Annotated in this window: 9 protein-coding genes and 1 pseudogene; 6 read left to right on the top strand and 4 right to left on the bottom strand. The window is 68.1% G+C overall.

Translation table 11 applies throughout. The annotated features are described in order from the left end of the window. Positions 1-27 precede the first annotated feature (27 nt). Positions 28-171 (top strand): hypothetical protein, encoded by a 144-nt coding sequence (locus G4X40_RS05235; RefSeq protein WP_277830626.1) that lies wholly within the window; start codon positions 28-30, stop codon positions 169-171. Positions 172-527: 356 nt separating this feature from the next. Here G4X40_RS05235 and G4X40_RS05230 read toward each other — a convergent pair whose 3' ends face one another. Next, positions 528-1229 (bottom strand): GAF and ANTAR domain-containing protein, encoded by a 702-nt coding sequence (locus G4X40_RS05230; protein WP_277830624.1) that lies wholly within the window; start codon positions 1227-1229, stop codon positions 528-530. Positions 1230-1345: 116 nt separating this feature from the next. Next, entirely contained in the window at positions 1346-2389 is a 1044-nt protein-coding gene (locus G4X40_RS05225) for an STAS domain-containing protein (RefSeq protein ID WP_277830623.1), read from the bottom strand. A gap of 256 nt (positions 2390-2645) precedes the next feature. On the opposite strand from G4X40_RS05225, the gene G4X40_RS05220 reads away from it, so the two are divergent. After that, entirely contained in the window at positions 2646-3383 is a 738-nt protein-coding gene (locus G4X40_RS05220) for a GAF and ANTAR domain-containing protein (RefSeq protein WP_277830621.1), read from the top strand. A 120-nt stretch (positions 3384-3503) separates the two neighbouring features. Continuing rightward, on the top strand, positions 3504-4208 hold the full coding sequence (locus G4X40_RS05215; RefSeq protein ID WP_277830619.1) for a GAF and ANTAR domain-containing protein: 705 nt from the start codon (positions 3504-3506) through the stop codon (positions 4206-4208). A 108-nt stretch (positions 4209-4316) separates the two neighbouring features. Here G4X40_RS05215 and G4X40_RS05210 read toward each other — a convergent pair. Together G4X40_RS05210 and G4X40_RS05205 are read right to left on the bottom strand one after the other, a co-directional pair. Next, a pseudogene (locus tag G4X40_RS05210) lies at positions 4317-4649 on the bottom strand (transglycosylase family protein); the annotation flags it as partial. A gap of 286 nt (positions 4650-4935) precedes the next feature. Then, positions 4936-5805, bottom strand: a complete 870-nt coding sequence (locus tag G4X40_RS05205) for an alpha/beta fold hydrolase (RefSeq protein WP_277830617.1) — start codon at positions 5803-5805, stop codon at positions 4936-4938. Between the two features lie 1282 nt (positions 5806-7087). Here G4X40_RS05205 and G4X40_RS05200 point away from each other — a divergent pair. The 3 genes from G4X40_RS05200 (at position 7088) to G4X40_RS05190 (ending at position 14635) form a co-directional block, all read left to right on the top strand. Continuing rightward, the gene (locus G4X40_RS05200) at positions 7088-8224 is read left to right on the top strand and encodes an alkane 1-monooxygenase (RefSeq protein ID WP_277830615.1); all 1137 of its coding nucleotides are present in this window, start codon (positions 7088-7090) and stop codon (positions 8222-8224) included. Positions 8225-8309: 85 nt separating this feature from the next. After that, positions 8310-11255 (top strand): protein kinase domain-containing protein, encoded by a 2946-nt coding sequence (locus tag G4X40_RS05195; protein ID WP_277830613.1) that lies wholly within the window; start codon positions 8310-8312, stop codon positions 11253-11255. A gap of 173 nt (positions 11256-11428) precedes the next feature. Continuing rightward, entirely contained in the window at positions 11429-14635 is a 3207-nt protein-coding gene (locus G4X40_RS05190) for a protein kinase domain-containing protein (RefSeq protein ID WP_277830612.1), read from the top strand. Positions 14636-14666 lie beyond the last annotated feature (31 nt).

The raw sequence follows: 14666 nt of genomic DNA, 5'->3' as shown, positions 1-14666 counted from the left end.
ACGGCCCGCGACCGGACGCCAAAAGCGTTGCCCCCGGTTCCGGTCGTCGCGGTCGGCGCCGCCGCCGTCGTGTTCACCACGGCGGCGGCGGTCACCGGATCGGTCGCTCTGGGCGGGCTGCTCGCCGTGACCGTACTCGCCTGCGTCGGTGCGGCCGCACTCATGATCTGACCCGGCGCCAGCGCTGCGGTGGCGCCGACTCGGACTGCGGGCGCCTTGCGGTGTTTGCAGCCAACGGCTTCAACAACTTTCAGATGGGATTGCGCCTACGTGAGCACCACGATCCACACCGTTCGCCCCGCATCGGGCGGTTCGATGAGCACAGCCGAGATCAAGACCCACCTCGCGGCCATGTTCGCCGACCGGCCCACACCACCACCCGCGGAGCGCCCACGGCAGTAAACGCCTGGAACAGGGATTCGCGCCGGCCACCTCAAACGCTGCCGGCTCACCGTCACCTTCGGGGCATGGCAGCCACATCGTCCCGACGCGGATGGGCGGTGTTGCGCTGCTCAATGCCGAGGACGTCAGGGGCGAAACACGCCCTCGACAATTGCGCCCGCGATCTCCTGAATACTGCGACTGCGGCTGCGAGCGTGCCCGCGCATCAGTGTGAACGCCTCATCGATGCTTGTGTGTCTTTCGGCCGCGATGATGCCCTTGGCCTGCTCGATGACGATCCGTGAATCCAATGCGTGTCGCAGCTGTGTGGAAAGCCGTTGTTGCTGTTCGAGTTTCGAGGCGGTGATCAGGTAGAAGGCCGCGATGTTGGCGAACACCTTCGCGGCCCCCAGCTCGTCACCGGACCACGTTCGCGGCTCGGCTGCATAGAGGCAGAGCGCACCGACCGTTTCGTCATCCAGATTCATCGAAACGCTTGCGGCTCCGGCGATCCCGATCGTCTCGGCGCGTGCGGCATAGGACGGCCACCGCACGTGCTGTTCACGGACGTCAGCGCAGCAGACGGTCTCGCCGCTCGCGGTGGCATCACAACCGGGCCCTTGCTGCCATTGCTCCTGGCATTGTTCGAGTTCGGCCGCGGGGCCAGGGGACGTAGCGATGTGGCGAAGACGTCCATCGGCCAGCACACTGACGCCGCTCCCCGCCAGGGACAGCAGACCGGTCACCGACGCAGTCAACTCCTCGAGTACACGGTCGGTTGTGGGAGAGGCGACCAGCACCGTGGTAAACCCGGTCAGAACCTCCGTGAGCGCCCACACATCATCCATCGGACCCCGACCCCTTCCGCCCCAACTGCAGTGACATCGGCTGCGCCGATCCGCGGCTCTCACATAGGAATCGGCGGCACAACCGCGTGAGCGATCTTGCTCGAATCGTCGGCAGTCTACTCCCGGACTGCGGTGTGGCAGACGAATTCCGAGTCCATGCCCAGCAGCCGCAGCAACCGGATCACCTCGGCGGTGGCCACAAGGGTGATCGAGGGATCATCCTCGCCGCACCGTTGGGCGACCGAGTGCAGTGCTTCGAATCCGGAGACGCTGATGAACCCGGCGCCGGTCAGGTCGAGTGTGATCCTTCGATCACCGCAGCCCAGCGCAATGTTGTGCAGGGTCGCGGACAACTCGGAAGCGTTCGCGAGGTCGACTTCGCCGGTCACGTGAAGAATCAACGACGAGCTGGTGCGGGTGCAGGCCAGTTCCAGGTTCTGGCCACATCGATGGGATGTGCGATCACGGGGGTAGAGCCGTTCGGTACGGGCGTCGGGTTCGGGCAGGTGATCGCGGATCGCCGCCGCGGCGATCTCGGCGGACCGACCTTCGTCTTCAACGGCTTGCCGGTCATCGGTGTGGACACCGTGGTGAGTCGGCCGTGGCGCGACCGCCGGACTTTCTGCGCGACCGGGCACCGCGGATCCGCTGCCTTGCTGCGACAGCACCGCCTCGGCTTGGGCGGCGAACTTCGAGAGGACGTTTTCGGCGTTGGCGTCGAACCCGCCGGCCGCGGAGCCGTAGACGTTGAGCACCCCGTGGCCTGCGCTGGGACACGTGAAGGGCAAACACAGGGCGCACCGCACGCCGAGCGTGCTCGCCTGTGCGACGAACTCCGGCCAGCGGGTCTCCCGGCGTAGGTCGGTGATCCGTTCGCAGTGATGCTCGCGGACCGCGGAGCGGCCTGGGCCGTCGGGCGTTGCCGTGTACAGCTGATCGAGTGTCACCACCGGCACGTGATCGGGTTGTTCGTCGCGCGGCCGGTCGGCCAAGTAGGCGCCGCCGACGATGCCCGCGTAATCGGCGCCCGGTACCTCAGCGACCACCCGCGCTGTGATGGCGGCGAGCGCATCAGCTCGGGCAATTGCCTCGCAGTCCCGCCACACTCGGTCGTGGTCGTCCGTGTCGACCCACGGCCCGGCGCGATCATGGGTGCTCATCGGGTTTGCGTGCAGCCCAGATCGGGAAGAGTGGCTGGTGAGCATGTCGCCTACCTCTGTCGGTGAAAGGTATGTGGGCGACTGCCGAGGTCTGGGACAGCCTGGGACGTAAATCAAGGGTAGCGTTCGGCCGTCGGTGTGAGCAGACGAGTTTTTCTCCCGGTGTGAGGTGGGTGAACATGGTCGGCAGGCCCGAGGCCCCGATGTGCTGTCCGTTCGGCACCTATCCCGCCACTCTGTTCCGACAGTGGTGTGCGTGACGAGCCGGGCGGGCGATGACGGGCAGGCGATCGCGGCTGTGTGGGCGGCGGTGGTCGACGGCATCCGGGACAACTCGAGCGGCCTGGCTCCGGTGGCGCGCGTGTGTCGCGCCTGCGTGGAGGTTCTCCCCGTCGACGGCGCGTCGATCTCCGCCGTCACCGGCAAGAATGGTCCGGAAACCCTGTACGCCAGCGACGCGGTCAGTGATCGACTCGCGTCGCTCCAGTTCACCCTGGGAGAGGGCCCCTGTGTCGAGGCATTCACTGCCGGCCGGGCGGTGATCATCTCGGATCTGGCCCGCGCCTCTACCGCCGCGTGGCCCGTGTTCGCCTCCGAGCTCGCAGGACTGGAGGTGGGGGCGGTATTTGCTTTCCCGATACGCTCCGGTGCGATCGACATCGGCACGTTGCAGATGTATCGCAGCCGCGCAGGCGCACTCACCGAGGCAGATCTGGCCCTCGCCCTGCGCGTCGTCGACATCGCGGCAGTCGCGCTGTTGGCCCTGCACCCGGGCCCGGGAAGGCAGGTCGAGGGGGAGTGGCTCGCCGCCCTGCCCCGCGACGGAATCGCCGTGCATCAGGCCACCGGGATGCTGATCCATCAACTCAACATCCCTGCGAAAGAAGCATTGGCGCGACTGCGGGCCCATGCTTTCGCCACCGGGCGCAGCGTCGATGCCGTTGCCCGTGAGGTGCTCGCCGGACGATCGCCTTTGCCTGATCCAGACGGGTGAAACCACGCTGGGGTTCGGCCCGCCGCGCAGCGTTACGGTATTCACGTCAGACCAATCAGTGGAGATGGACCCATGTCAGAAGACACCCGCGAAACGCGAGTGGTCCGGGCGCTCGTGGAGATGGCAGACACGCTCGTCGACGACTACGACGTCGCCGATCTGTTGCACCAACTGGTGCAACATTGCGTCGGACTGCTCGACGTCGCCGCGGCGGGACTGGTGCTCGCCGATCAACGCGGCGGACTGCAGGTGCTGGCCGCCTCGAGTGAACGCACTCGCCTGCTCGAGCTGTTTCAATTGCAAAGCAATCAGGGGCCGTGCCTGGAGTGTTTCCGCAGCGGTGAACCCGTCCTGGTTGCCGATCTGGCGGCGCAGACCGTCCGGTGGCCCTCATTCGCCTCCGAAGCGCACCGTGAGGGCTTCGCCTCCGTACACGCGGTGCCCCTGCGGTTGCGTAAACAGACCATCGGCGCCCTGAATTTGTTCGGCAACCAACCCGGATCGTTGACTGCGGAGGACCTGGTCATTGCGCGGGCGCTGGCCGACACTGCCACGATCGGGATCCTTCAAGAACGTGCAATCGCCCGCAGCGAGATCCTGACCGAACAGTTGCAGACCGCGCTGAACAGCCGAATCACCATCGAACAGGCCAAGGGCGTCCTCGCCAGCGCCGGTAACCTCGACATGGAGCAGGCTTTCGAAGCGCTCCGCGGTCACGCCCGCCGACACAGCAGCCGCCTGAGCGAGATCGCTCACCGCATCGTCACAGGCGACCTCGACCCCGCCGAACTCCTGCACGCCGCCCGGACACACCGGGCAACCTGACGGGCAACGTCGGGCCATCGGCATCGGTGGTGCCGGGGCAAGCGCGTGCGGCGCTCACCCCGGCACAGGGTCACGGCTGCGGCCCGGTCGCGGTCACTGCGCGGTGTACAGATACTTGCCGCAGACAGGCCAGGCGCCGGGGCCTTGTCCGACGAGGATGTTCTCGGCGACGCGGATCTGCTCCGCCTTGGAGGCGTGTTGTGGCATGCCTGTGCCGCCGTACTCGTACCAGGTGCTTGGCAGGAACTGCAGGCCGCCGTAGAAGCCGTTGCCGGTGTTGATCGCCCAGTTGCCGCTGCTCTCGCATCGTGCGACTGCGTCCCAATTGTGGGTGGTCGATGCATGCGCAGGGGTGTTGCCGCCGGCGGCGAGGGGGATCGCGGCCAGGGCGGCGGCCGCGACGGCGAACCCTGCGGCCTTGGCTGCGGTGCGGTGTCGCATACGGGTGGTGAACATGTCGGTTCTCCTTTCCGCGTTCGCGCTGAACTCCTCGCCACGGGGCACGCATTTCTGCGCTTCCGCGTCTGTCGTCATCGCCCCGAATGTGGTTGTCGTTGATCCGGACCCGTCGGGGCGATGTGGCGAACGCGCCGGGCCGGTGGTGCCCCGGAAGGTGGGGCGATGAAGTTGTCAAAACTGAAGGCGGACTGCGGTAGCTCCACTACCGCAGGCAGCGTGTGTCGACACGTCGGCGGTCGACCTGCCGGTGGGAAACGGTCTGCTGTGTTCAGGCGGCCGCCTGCTGTCGCGCGGCGGCGGCCGCGAGCGCGGCGCCCATCGCGACACCGAAGGCGCCGGGGTCGACGACCAGCCAACCGTGATTTCCATCCACGGTGAGCGTCAACGGGTTTCGTAAGGCGTCGCGTAGCGTGCGCAGGCTGGCCTGGGGGATCACGACGTCGCCTCGGCCCCACAGCACGACCACCGGTAGGTCCCGGTCGGCGAGTGCGCGCAGCTCACGGCGCAGGTCGGCGGTGCGCGCCAGATGCGCGGACTGCCAGAGTGCGCACAAGTTCGACACTGCGTTGGCTGCCGCGTCTCTCGCGAGCCCGACGATCGCAGCCGGGTGCGGGCGACTCGAGAAGGCTTCGGCGAGGCCGGCCATTCCCCAGTCCCACAAGGGGCGTTCCGCGATGTCGCCGACGGCGTCGCCGTCGGATGACCAGGTACCTCCGCCGATGCTGTTGACCAGTACCAGGGTGCGAACGCGGTCGGGAAGATCGTGCGCGGCTTGGATCGCGACACCGCCGCCGAACGAGTGCCCTACCAACGTGACCGGCTCGTCGATCCCGGCCGCGTCGAGGAACCGGCCCAGCCAGGACGCGTATCCGGCAAGGCTCCGATGGCCTCGAGGGAGGTCGGTGGTACCGGCGAAGCCGGGCAGCGTCGGCGCGTAGACCCGCACACCGGATTCGGCAAGCCGCTCGATCGCAGGCCGATACGCCCTCGACGTGAAGCCCCAGCCGTGCACGAACACCACCGGCCGACCCCGGCCGACCGCCCCGTACGACACGGCGCCGTCATCGACAGTGGCTGTGCGCCAGGCGATTCGGTCGATGCGGCCGACCGTCGGTCGGGCCGCGGGATTGTTGTTCATCAAATGCCCCTGCGGGTTCTGCTGCTGCGATGTGCATCACACCTTCGCCGACGGGGAATCCTGTAGCCAGGGGAAAAGTACCCACGGGATACGTGGATTCGGACAAAACACGTACCTGATCGGCGCTGACGACCACGCCACGCGCGAACGCGCACATCGGCATTGGATCAGCGGGGCCCAGGCCCGGTCGAGGCGGGCGTGCGGCCCGTCCCTCCGGAACAAGTCCGACGTCGGTTTGGCCGATCCTCGTCATCGAACCTGCGATGGCGCCGATACTGAGGTAGCACGCGCGATTCAAACGCCTACGTGCACAAGCGCGTCGGCTATTCCGGGTCCATCCATCCAGATCGGAAAGTGCTCATGGACTGCCTTGTTCACGTGCTCGGCGGCGGCGTCAGCGTCGGCGTGAATGCGGACGCGGCGCTTCCTGTGCGGTTCAGTGCCCATGCGATAAAACACTGCAGCGCGGACTGACGGCGAGGCAGGTCTCGGTCACCGGGACAATGCCACGTCGGCGGGACGGCCGCGTGTATAGGGTCGCCGCACCCTGCTCGAAGTTGCCCCCCGACAACTCGGACAGGGCGGCGAGCGCCGGGCCGTCCCCCCGCGACTCGGCAGTCTCGTCACCGTGCGGCAACCGCCACCCCCCGGGCGGACCGTGAAGCCCCCGCCGGCCTCCCCCTGTGGCCGGCGGGGGTGCCGCCGGGAAAGTGTCAACATTGCGCCAGGATCCCTGTCCTGCGCTTCACTGAGCCAGGCGTGCGTTCGTACCGTGGGACTGCGCGGTGCGTTGGTCTCCTCCACTGACGACACCGAGCAGTCCTCGCCGGGCCGTCCACCCCTGTGCTCGGCGAGGATCGCCAGGTTGCGGCGGGTCGAAAGCGTGTCGAGGGGTCCCGCCGCACGGCCGAGACCGGCCACGGTCGGCCGGCCCATCCCGCGCGGCGGACGCCGTGGGATCGAGTAGGTATCGAGTAGGTGTATCCAGGTCCCGGTGCGGACCCCCGGGGCATCGGCATCACCGCCGTTTTTCCCGGGGTACACCACAATTCCGAGGGGCACAGGCCGGCGCAAGTGGAGCGGGTTCGAGCCATGATTCATGGGTCGCTGGGGCCGCTGGGCGGCGATAGTATGGATTCGGTCGGTAACCCTGACCATGGCATACGCAAGCGGAACCGGGGGCTTGCGGTGGTGACGATCGAGGGCCTGTGATCTGGGCTGATGCGTACCTTCGATGTTCAGGAGGGCGTCGGGTAGCCGATACGTGGCTGGGAGCACCGCCATGGCGTCATCCGCACCCGCCCGATGGCGGGACAACAAACGTTATCTGTGGCCGTTGAGCCTGGTCGCGCCGTTGAGCCCATTCCTCGGATGGGGCGCGGTGAGGGAATTCCGGCTCGGCCTGTTCTGGGCCGCGGGGGCCATCGTGATCGGTGTGCTGGTGCCACTGGTCGACCTGCTCACCCGCGCGGACAAGACGAACCCGCCCGAGGCGATGGTCGAGGCGCTGGAGAACGATCGCTACTACCGGTACTGCGTCTACGCGTACTTGCCGCTGCAATACGCGGGCCTGGTGTTCGCCTGCTTTCTGTGGGTGCACGCCCCGATGGGCATCCCCGAACGCCTCGCGCTGGCCTCGACCGTCGGCGTCGTCGGGGGCATCGGTATCAATGCCGCTCACGAGTTGGGGCACAAGCGCACCAAGCTGGAGCGGCGGCTGTCCAAGATCGCGTTGGCGCAAACCTTTTACGGCCACTTCTATGTGGAACACAACCACGGCCACCACCTTCGGGTCGCGACGCCCGAGGATCCGGCCAGCGCCCGCTACGGCGAGTCCTACTGGTTCTTCCTGCCGCGCAGTGTGATCGGCTCGCTTCGGTCGGCGTGGCGGATCGAGTCCGGACGACTGCGCCGCCGAGGCCAGCGGATCATCGGCCGGCACAACAACATCCTCAATGCCTGGGCGCTCAGTGTCGTGCTGTTCACCGTGCTGATCGCGGGCTTCGGTTGGTCGATCGCGCCGTACCTGATGGTCCAGGCTGGACTCGGGTTCTCACTGCTCGAGGCCGCGAACTACTTGGAGCACTATGGGCTGCTACGGGCGCGGCGACCCGACGGCACCTACCGCAAGACGTCGTTCCGGGACAGCTGGAACAGCGATCATGTGTGCAGCAATCTGTTCCTCTACCAGTTGCAGCGGCACAGTGACCATCACGCGAACCCGCTGCGCCGTTACCAGACGTTGCGCACGTCCGAGGTGTCACCGCAGCTGCCGGCCGGGTACGCGGTGATGTTCTGGTGCGCGTTCATTCCGCCGTTGTGGCGGCGGGTGATGGACCATCGGCTGCTCGACTATTACGACCATGACCTGACCCGAATCAACGTCAAGCCGAGGTTCGCGCGCCGACTGGCCGCCTGACGCCGGCTGAGGCCGAACAGGCATGCATGGATGGCGCCAAATGTGCGATCCTGTAGTCGCTCAAGGATCTGGGGGTGATCCGCAGGTGGCAGTACGGTCGGGGATGGCTGCAGAGTTGGCTGCGGCCGGGTTCTCCGATGCTGTGAAACTCGGGCGCAGTGGGCTCGGCGCGGTATACCGCTGTACCCAGACCGAGTTGGGTCGCACGGTGGCGGTCAAGGTCCTCACCGAATGGGATGGGCCGAACCGCGCACGGTTCATGCGCGAGTGGCGTGCAATGGGCCGGCTGACCGGGCACCCCAACATCGCCACCGTGCTACAGGTCGGCCAGACCGAATCAGGACGGCCGTTGCTGGTGAGGGAGTACTACCGTGGGGGGAGCCTTGAGCAGCGTATCCAGGACGACGGGCCGTTGCCGGCGGCGGAGGTGTCGGAGTCGGGGGCGGCGCTGGCCGGCGCGCTGGAGGCGGCGCATCAGCTGGGGGTCATCCACCGCGACGTCACGCCGTCGAACATCCTGTTCACCGACTACGGCCGGCCTGCCTTGACGGATTTCGGTGTCGCGCACATCTCTGGCGGCTTTCGCACCGGCGCCGGACAGGTTGCCGGCTCGCCGGCGTACACCGCCCCCGAGGTACTCGGCGGCGACCCGGCGACCGCCGCCTCGGACGTCTATGCGCTCGGCGCCACCTTGTTTTGCGCGTTGGCCGGACATGCGGCGTTCGAACGCCGCAGCGGTGAGGGGGTTCTTGCCCAGTTTCTACGCATCATCTGTGAGCCGGTGCCGGATCTGCGCGTGCTGGGGGTCCCGGACCCGGTGTGCACGGTCATCGAGCGGGCGATGGCCCGCGATCCCCGGGCGCGCCCGTCGGCGGCGGCGCTGGCCGCGCAGTTGCAACGCGTCCACATCTCACCCGGGACTGTCGACAGTGTCGGCGGGGGTGCCGTGCGGGGGCCGCTCACGGCGTTGCCGGCGTGGGGAGCATTGCCTGCGGACCGGACGAGCTTCGTCGGCCGCCGCACCGAACTGGCCGAGGTGCGTGATGCGCTGCATGCGTCGCGGCTGGTGACATTGACCGGTATCGGCGGGGTGGGCAAGACCAGGCTTGCGCTGCGGGCGGCCGGGGCTGCGGCGCAGGCATTTCCAGACGGGGTGTGGCTGGCCGAACTCGGCGCATTGCGCGACCCCGCCGCGGTGCTCGACCTGGTCGCCGCCATCGTGGGTGTTCGCGACCGCACGAGCACACCGCTGCGCGAGCAACTGATCGCCGCGGTGTCTCGGCGCACAGGGCTGTTGGTGCTCGACAATTGTGAGCAGGTGATCGACGCGGTCGCCGAGTTGGCGGGGGCGTTGCTGCGGCGGTGCCCGAACCTGCAGATCCTGGTCACCAACCGAGAAGCGCTCGAAGTGACCTGGGAAGCTGTCGTGCCGGTCTCGCCGATGGCGACACCACCTGCCGATGGAGACGTCTCACTGCGCAGCCTGCCCCGATTCGACGCGATCGCGTTGTTCCTCGAACGGGCCGCCGCGGTGCTGCCGGGCTTCGAGCTGACCGCGGACAACAGTTCGACGATCACGCAGATCTGCGGGCGGCTCGAGGGGCTGCCGTTGGCGATCGAGCTGGCCGCGGCACGGCTGCGGGTGCTCTCGCCCGAGCAGATCCTGGCGCGGGTGACCGACCTGTCCGCGCTTGCCACCCACGGCGGCCGGGACGTGCTGGCCAGCCAGCGGTCGCTGTGGTGGTCGATCGGGTGGAGCTTTGACCTGTGCACGCCGGACGACCAGCGCGTGTGGGGCCAATTGTCGCTGTTTCCCGGCGGGTTCGATCTCGATGCCGCGGAACACGTGTGCGGGATTGACACGCCAATTCTGCTCGATGCGCTGGCGTCGCTGGTGGACAAATCGATCCTGATTCGGGAGGAAACCCGCGGCGAGGTCCGGTTCAGGATGCTCGACGCGGTCCGCGCATACGGCCGCGGCAAGGTCGCGCGCACCGGCGCGTATGCGGAGCTGCGCAGGCGTCGGCGCGACTGGTACACGCGCCTGGCGCTCGGCGCGGAGGCCGATTGGGTCAGTCCCCGGCAAATCGACTGGATCGCGCGGCTGCGACAGGAGTTGCCGAACCTGCGCGAAGCGTTCGAGGACGGCCTGACCGAGTCCGGCGAGGATGCGCTGGCAATCGCTGCCGGGCTGGGGCCGTTCTGGCTTGCCTGCGGATTGCTCGAGAAGGGACGGCGCTGGCTCGACAGTGCCCTTCAGCAGCGCCCCCAGCGCTGCGCGCTGTCTGCCAGGGCCTTGTACGCCCTGTGCGTACTGGCGGCGATTCAGGGGGACGTGGTGGCGGCACAGTCCTGCGTCGAGCGGGGCCGGCGCCTCGATGCCCCGGTCGATCCTGCATCGCATGCCTTCCTGGCCTGCGCCGAGGGATTCGCCGCCCTGTACAGCGGCGATGCGAGTCGAGCCCAGGCATGCCTGCAGGAGGCCGCCGATGCGGCCGGTGCACACGGGCTGCCCCGGTTGCAGATCGAGTCGACGCTGTTCCTTGGATGGGCATGCCACCTGCGCGGCCACCACGAGCAGGCACTGGCCGACCACAAGTGGGCGCTGGCCCTTGCGCGAATGCGCGGCGACTACGTGTATCGGACGTATGCGTTGTGGGCCGGCGGCATGGACGTGTGGGGTACAGGAGAACGTGAGCGTGCCACGCAGTTGGTGAAAGCGGCGCTGCGGCTGACCCGGCGCACCGGCGATCCGCTGATGGCGTTCGCCTGCCTGCAGGCATTGGCCTGGATCGATGCGGACACCTCTCCGCAGCGAGCCGCGGTGATCATGGGCGCCGCCGAGGCGCGCCGTCGCCAAGTAGGCAGCCTCCCGGCGTTCTTCCCCGACCTCGCGGTCCACCAACGCGACTTCGAACAGATCGTCGGCCGGCTCGGTCCGGCGAGCATCGACGCGGCGCACCGCGAAGGTCAGGCGTTGAATGCCGACGACGCCATCGACTATGCGCTCGCCGGGCCGGCGCAATGGTGAACCGGCTCCCGTCTGCGACCGCCGCAGGGCGGGCTCGGCCTCGTCGACGCGGTTGGTGTCCGCGCTGGCGGGGTAGCCTCGACGTATTGACCGGTACGTCACACCGATCTGCCCACCGGCAGGGAGCCGAGCAGTTCTGGCGGTGATTCCGATGAGCTGATGCAGGTGACCGGATGGTCGAGGGCGACTCATTCACGACCCAACGCGACCTGGGTCCGGCGCTGGCCGCGGAACTGGCTGAAGTCGGGTTCACAGATGCCGAGGAAATCGGCCGCGGCGGGGTCGGCGTCGTCTTTCGCGCCATCCAGCCTGAGCTGGACCGCACCGTCGCGGTCAAAGTCCTCACCACTGAGTCGGACGAGCCGAATCGGACGCCGTTTGTCCGTGAGCAGCGCGCCATGGGCCGGCTGATCGGGCATCCGAACATCGTCGGTGTCCTGCAGACCGGCATCACCAGATCCGGGCGCCCGTTCCTGGTGATGCCGTACTACCGGCGTGGCAGCCTGGACGCGCGGATCCACGACGAGGGCGCCCTGCCGACGCCCGAGGTGGTGAAGCTGGGGATCACGATGGCCGGAGCCCTCGAGGCAGCGCATCGACTCCGAATCGTGCACCGCGACATCAAACCCGCGAACATCTTGTTCACCGACTACCGCGAACCTGCCCTGGCCGATTTCGGTATCGCCCAGGCCGGCGGTGCATTCACGACCGACAGGATGTTCGCTCCGCCCGCGTTCACCGCCCCTGAGGCACTCGGTGGCGCGACGCCGACACCGGCCTCGGACATCTACGGTCTCGGAGCCACCTTGTTCTACGCACTGACCGGACATGCCGCGTTCGAACGGTACAGCGGCGAGCGGACCCCCGCTCAATTCCTCAGCATCACCTCCGAACCGGCACCCGACCTGCGCGAGACCGGCGTGCCGGAGCCGTTGTGCACAGTGATCGAGCAGGCAATGGCCCATAACCCGCGTGATCGGCCCTCCGCAGCCGCACTCGTCGAGCAACTCCGTCAGGTCCAGGACGGTCTCGTCCAGGCCGGTGCCCCCACCGGCCCGCAGGAGGCTCCCGGTCATCGACGGGAGTTTCCGGTCGGCGGCGGTGAGCTCCCGGTCGAGGTGACCAGTTTCGTCGGCCGGACACGCGAGTTGACCGAGGTCCGCAACGCACTCTCGGGCGGCCGATTGGTGACGTTGACCGGTCTCGGCGGGGTCGGTAAGACCCGGCTCGCGCTGGCCGCGGCAAGGGCTGCGGCGCGCACCTTCCCTGACGGGGTGCGGCTGGTCGAACTCGCCGAGATACACGACCCGGACCTGGTGGTCGACGTGGTCGCCGCCACCCTCGGGGTGCGCTCCTACGCTGGCCGACCGCTGGCCGAGGCGCTGGTCGAGGTGCTGTCGCCGCGTACGACGCTGCTGGTGCTCGACAACTGTGAACAAGTGATCGAGGCTGCGGCAGAACTCGTCTCCGCGCTTGTGACGCAATGCCCTGACCTGACCGTCCTGGCCACCAGTCGAGAGCCCCTCGAGCTCGCCGGCGAAACGGTGGTGCCCGTCCGGCCCCTGACCACCGCCCCGAATGGCGCGACCGCTTCACTGAAGGCACTGTCGCGGGTCGATGCGATCGCGTTGTTCCTCGACCGGGCCGCCGCCGCGGCGCCGGGCTTCGAACTGACAGAGGAGAACAAGGCGACCGTCGCCGCGATCTGCCGACGGCTCGACGGACTGCCCTTGGCGATCGAGCTCGCCGCAGCGCGCCTACGGGTGCTCACCCCCGAACAGATCCTCGACCGCATGAGCGACCGTTTCGCGTTGCTCACCCGCAACAATCGGGGCGCCCCGACCCGCCAGCAGACCCTGCGCTGGTCCATCGACTGGAGTTACCAGCTGTGCACACCGGAAGAACAGCACCTGTGGTCCCAGCTGTCGGTGTTCGCCGCCTTCGACCTGCGCGACGCCGAGCATGTGTGCGATGTCGGAGAGCATGATCTGCTCGACGTGCTGGCCTCGTTGGTCGACAAGTCGATCGTCATCCGAGAGGAGCCGGGCGGACGGGTTCGGTTCCGGTTGCTCGAAACCATCCGCGAGTACGGCCGCGAGAAGATCGAAGAAGCCGGCGCCTACCCGGATTTACACCGCCGACACCGCGAATGGCACGAGCAGTTGACGCTCGACGCGGAGGCCGACTGGACCAGCCCCCGCCAGCTCGACTGGGTCGCCCGCCTGAAACTGGAACTGCCGGACCTGCGTGAGGCGTTCGAATACAGCCTCACCGAACCCGGTGACGACGCCCTGCAGATCGCCGCCGCGATGTACCCGTTCTGGGGTGCGCGCAGTCTGGTCGGCGAGGGACGCCGCTGGCTCGAAAGCGCACTCGACCGACCCGCCCTCGGGTCATCCCTTCCGCGCATCAAAGCGCTGCACGCCGCCTGCCTGCTGGCCGGGGCGCAGGGAGATCTGGTGGCGGTCGCCGCCTACGCCGCCGGGGCCCGCGGCCTCGATCCGCCCGACGCGGATCCGGCGATCCGCGCCTATGCCGCGGCCACCGAGGGTGCGGCCGCCCTCTACAGCGGGGATGCCGGCCGCGCGCAGGTCCGGTTGTCCGACGCCATCGACGCCGCCCGGTCCGGCGGCGAGCCCCTTGTGCAGCTCACACTCGAAGCGCTGATGCTGGCCGGCTGGTCCCACGTCGACGGCGACCCGGCGCGTGCATTGGACTACCACGAGCGGGCCCTGACTCTTGCGCGGTCTCGGGGAGAATTCCTGCTACGTGGATACGGATTGTGGGCCACCGGGGTCGCCGCGTGGCGTGGGGGAGATGCCGACCGCGCCACCGGGCTTCTCGAGGAAGGGCTCGATTTGACCCGGCGAACCGGTGACCCGCTGATGGTGTTCACCTGTCTGCAGGCGCTCGCCTGGATCACGGCCGGGAACCCACGCCAGTTGCGGCGCGCCGCTGTCCTCATGGCCGCGGCCGAGGCGCCCCGCCGGCTCACCGGCAGCCCCCCGGTTCTGTTCCCCAATTTGGCTGTGCACCAACGCGACTTCGAACAAGCCATCCGCAAGGGGCTCGGCGCGGCGACGCAGCATTCCGCACACCGGGAAGGCACTGCGATGACCACCGAGGCGGCAATCGCCTACGCACTCCGCGAGCAACCCCCACAGCAGGCCGTCGCCGATCAATCCCCGACGAGCCTGACCAGACGGGAACGCCAGGTCGCCGACCTGGTAGCCGAGGGCCTGACCAACCAGGCGATCGCCGCGAAGTTGGTGATCTCTAGGCGCACCGCCGAAGGGCACGTCGACCGCATCCTCACCAAGCTCGGCTTCACCTCCCGCACCCAGGTCGCCGCCTGGATCAGCAAACAGGCAAGGCGGTAGCCACGACAGCGCGGTGTTCTGTCCGTAGCCC

The sequence above is a fragment of the Speluncibacter jeojiensis genome (assembly GCF_029589495.1).
Taxonomy (GTDB): domain Bacteria; phylum Actinomycetota; class Actinomycetes; order Mycobacteriales; family Mycobacteriaceae; genus Speluncibacter; species Speluncibacter jeojiensis.
This window is presented reverse-complemented; position numbering and strand designations above follow the sequence as displayed.

What these genes read in the sequence shown, in the direction of transcription:
- G4X40_RS05230 (WP_277830624.1), bottom strand. Translation starts at nt 1,229, where the DNA reads ATGGATGATGTGTGGGCGCTCACGGAGGTTCTGACCGGGTTTACCACG.
- G4X40_RS05225 (WP_277830623.1), bottom strand. Translation starts at nt 2,389, where the DNA reads ATGAGCACCCATGATCGCGCCGGGCCGTGGGTCGACACGGACGACCAC.
- G4X40_RS05215 (WP_277830619.1), top strand. Translation starts at nt 3,504, where the DNA reads ATGGCAGACACGCTCGTCGACGACTACGACGTCGCCGATCTGTTGCAC.
- G4X40_RS05205 (WP_277830617.1), bottom strand. Translation starts at nt 5,805, where the DNA reads ATGAACAACAATCCCGCGGCCCGACCGACGGTCGGCCGCATCGACCGA.
- G4X40_RS05200 (WP_277830615.1), top strand. Translation starts at nt 7,088, where the DNA reads ATGGCGTCATCCGCACCCGCCCGATGGCGGGACAACAAACGTTATCTG.
- G4X40_RS05190 (WP_277830612.1), top strand. Translation starts at nt 11,429, where the DNA reads ATGGTCGAGGGCGACTCATTCACGACCCAACGCGACCTGGGTCCGGCG.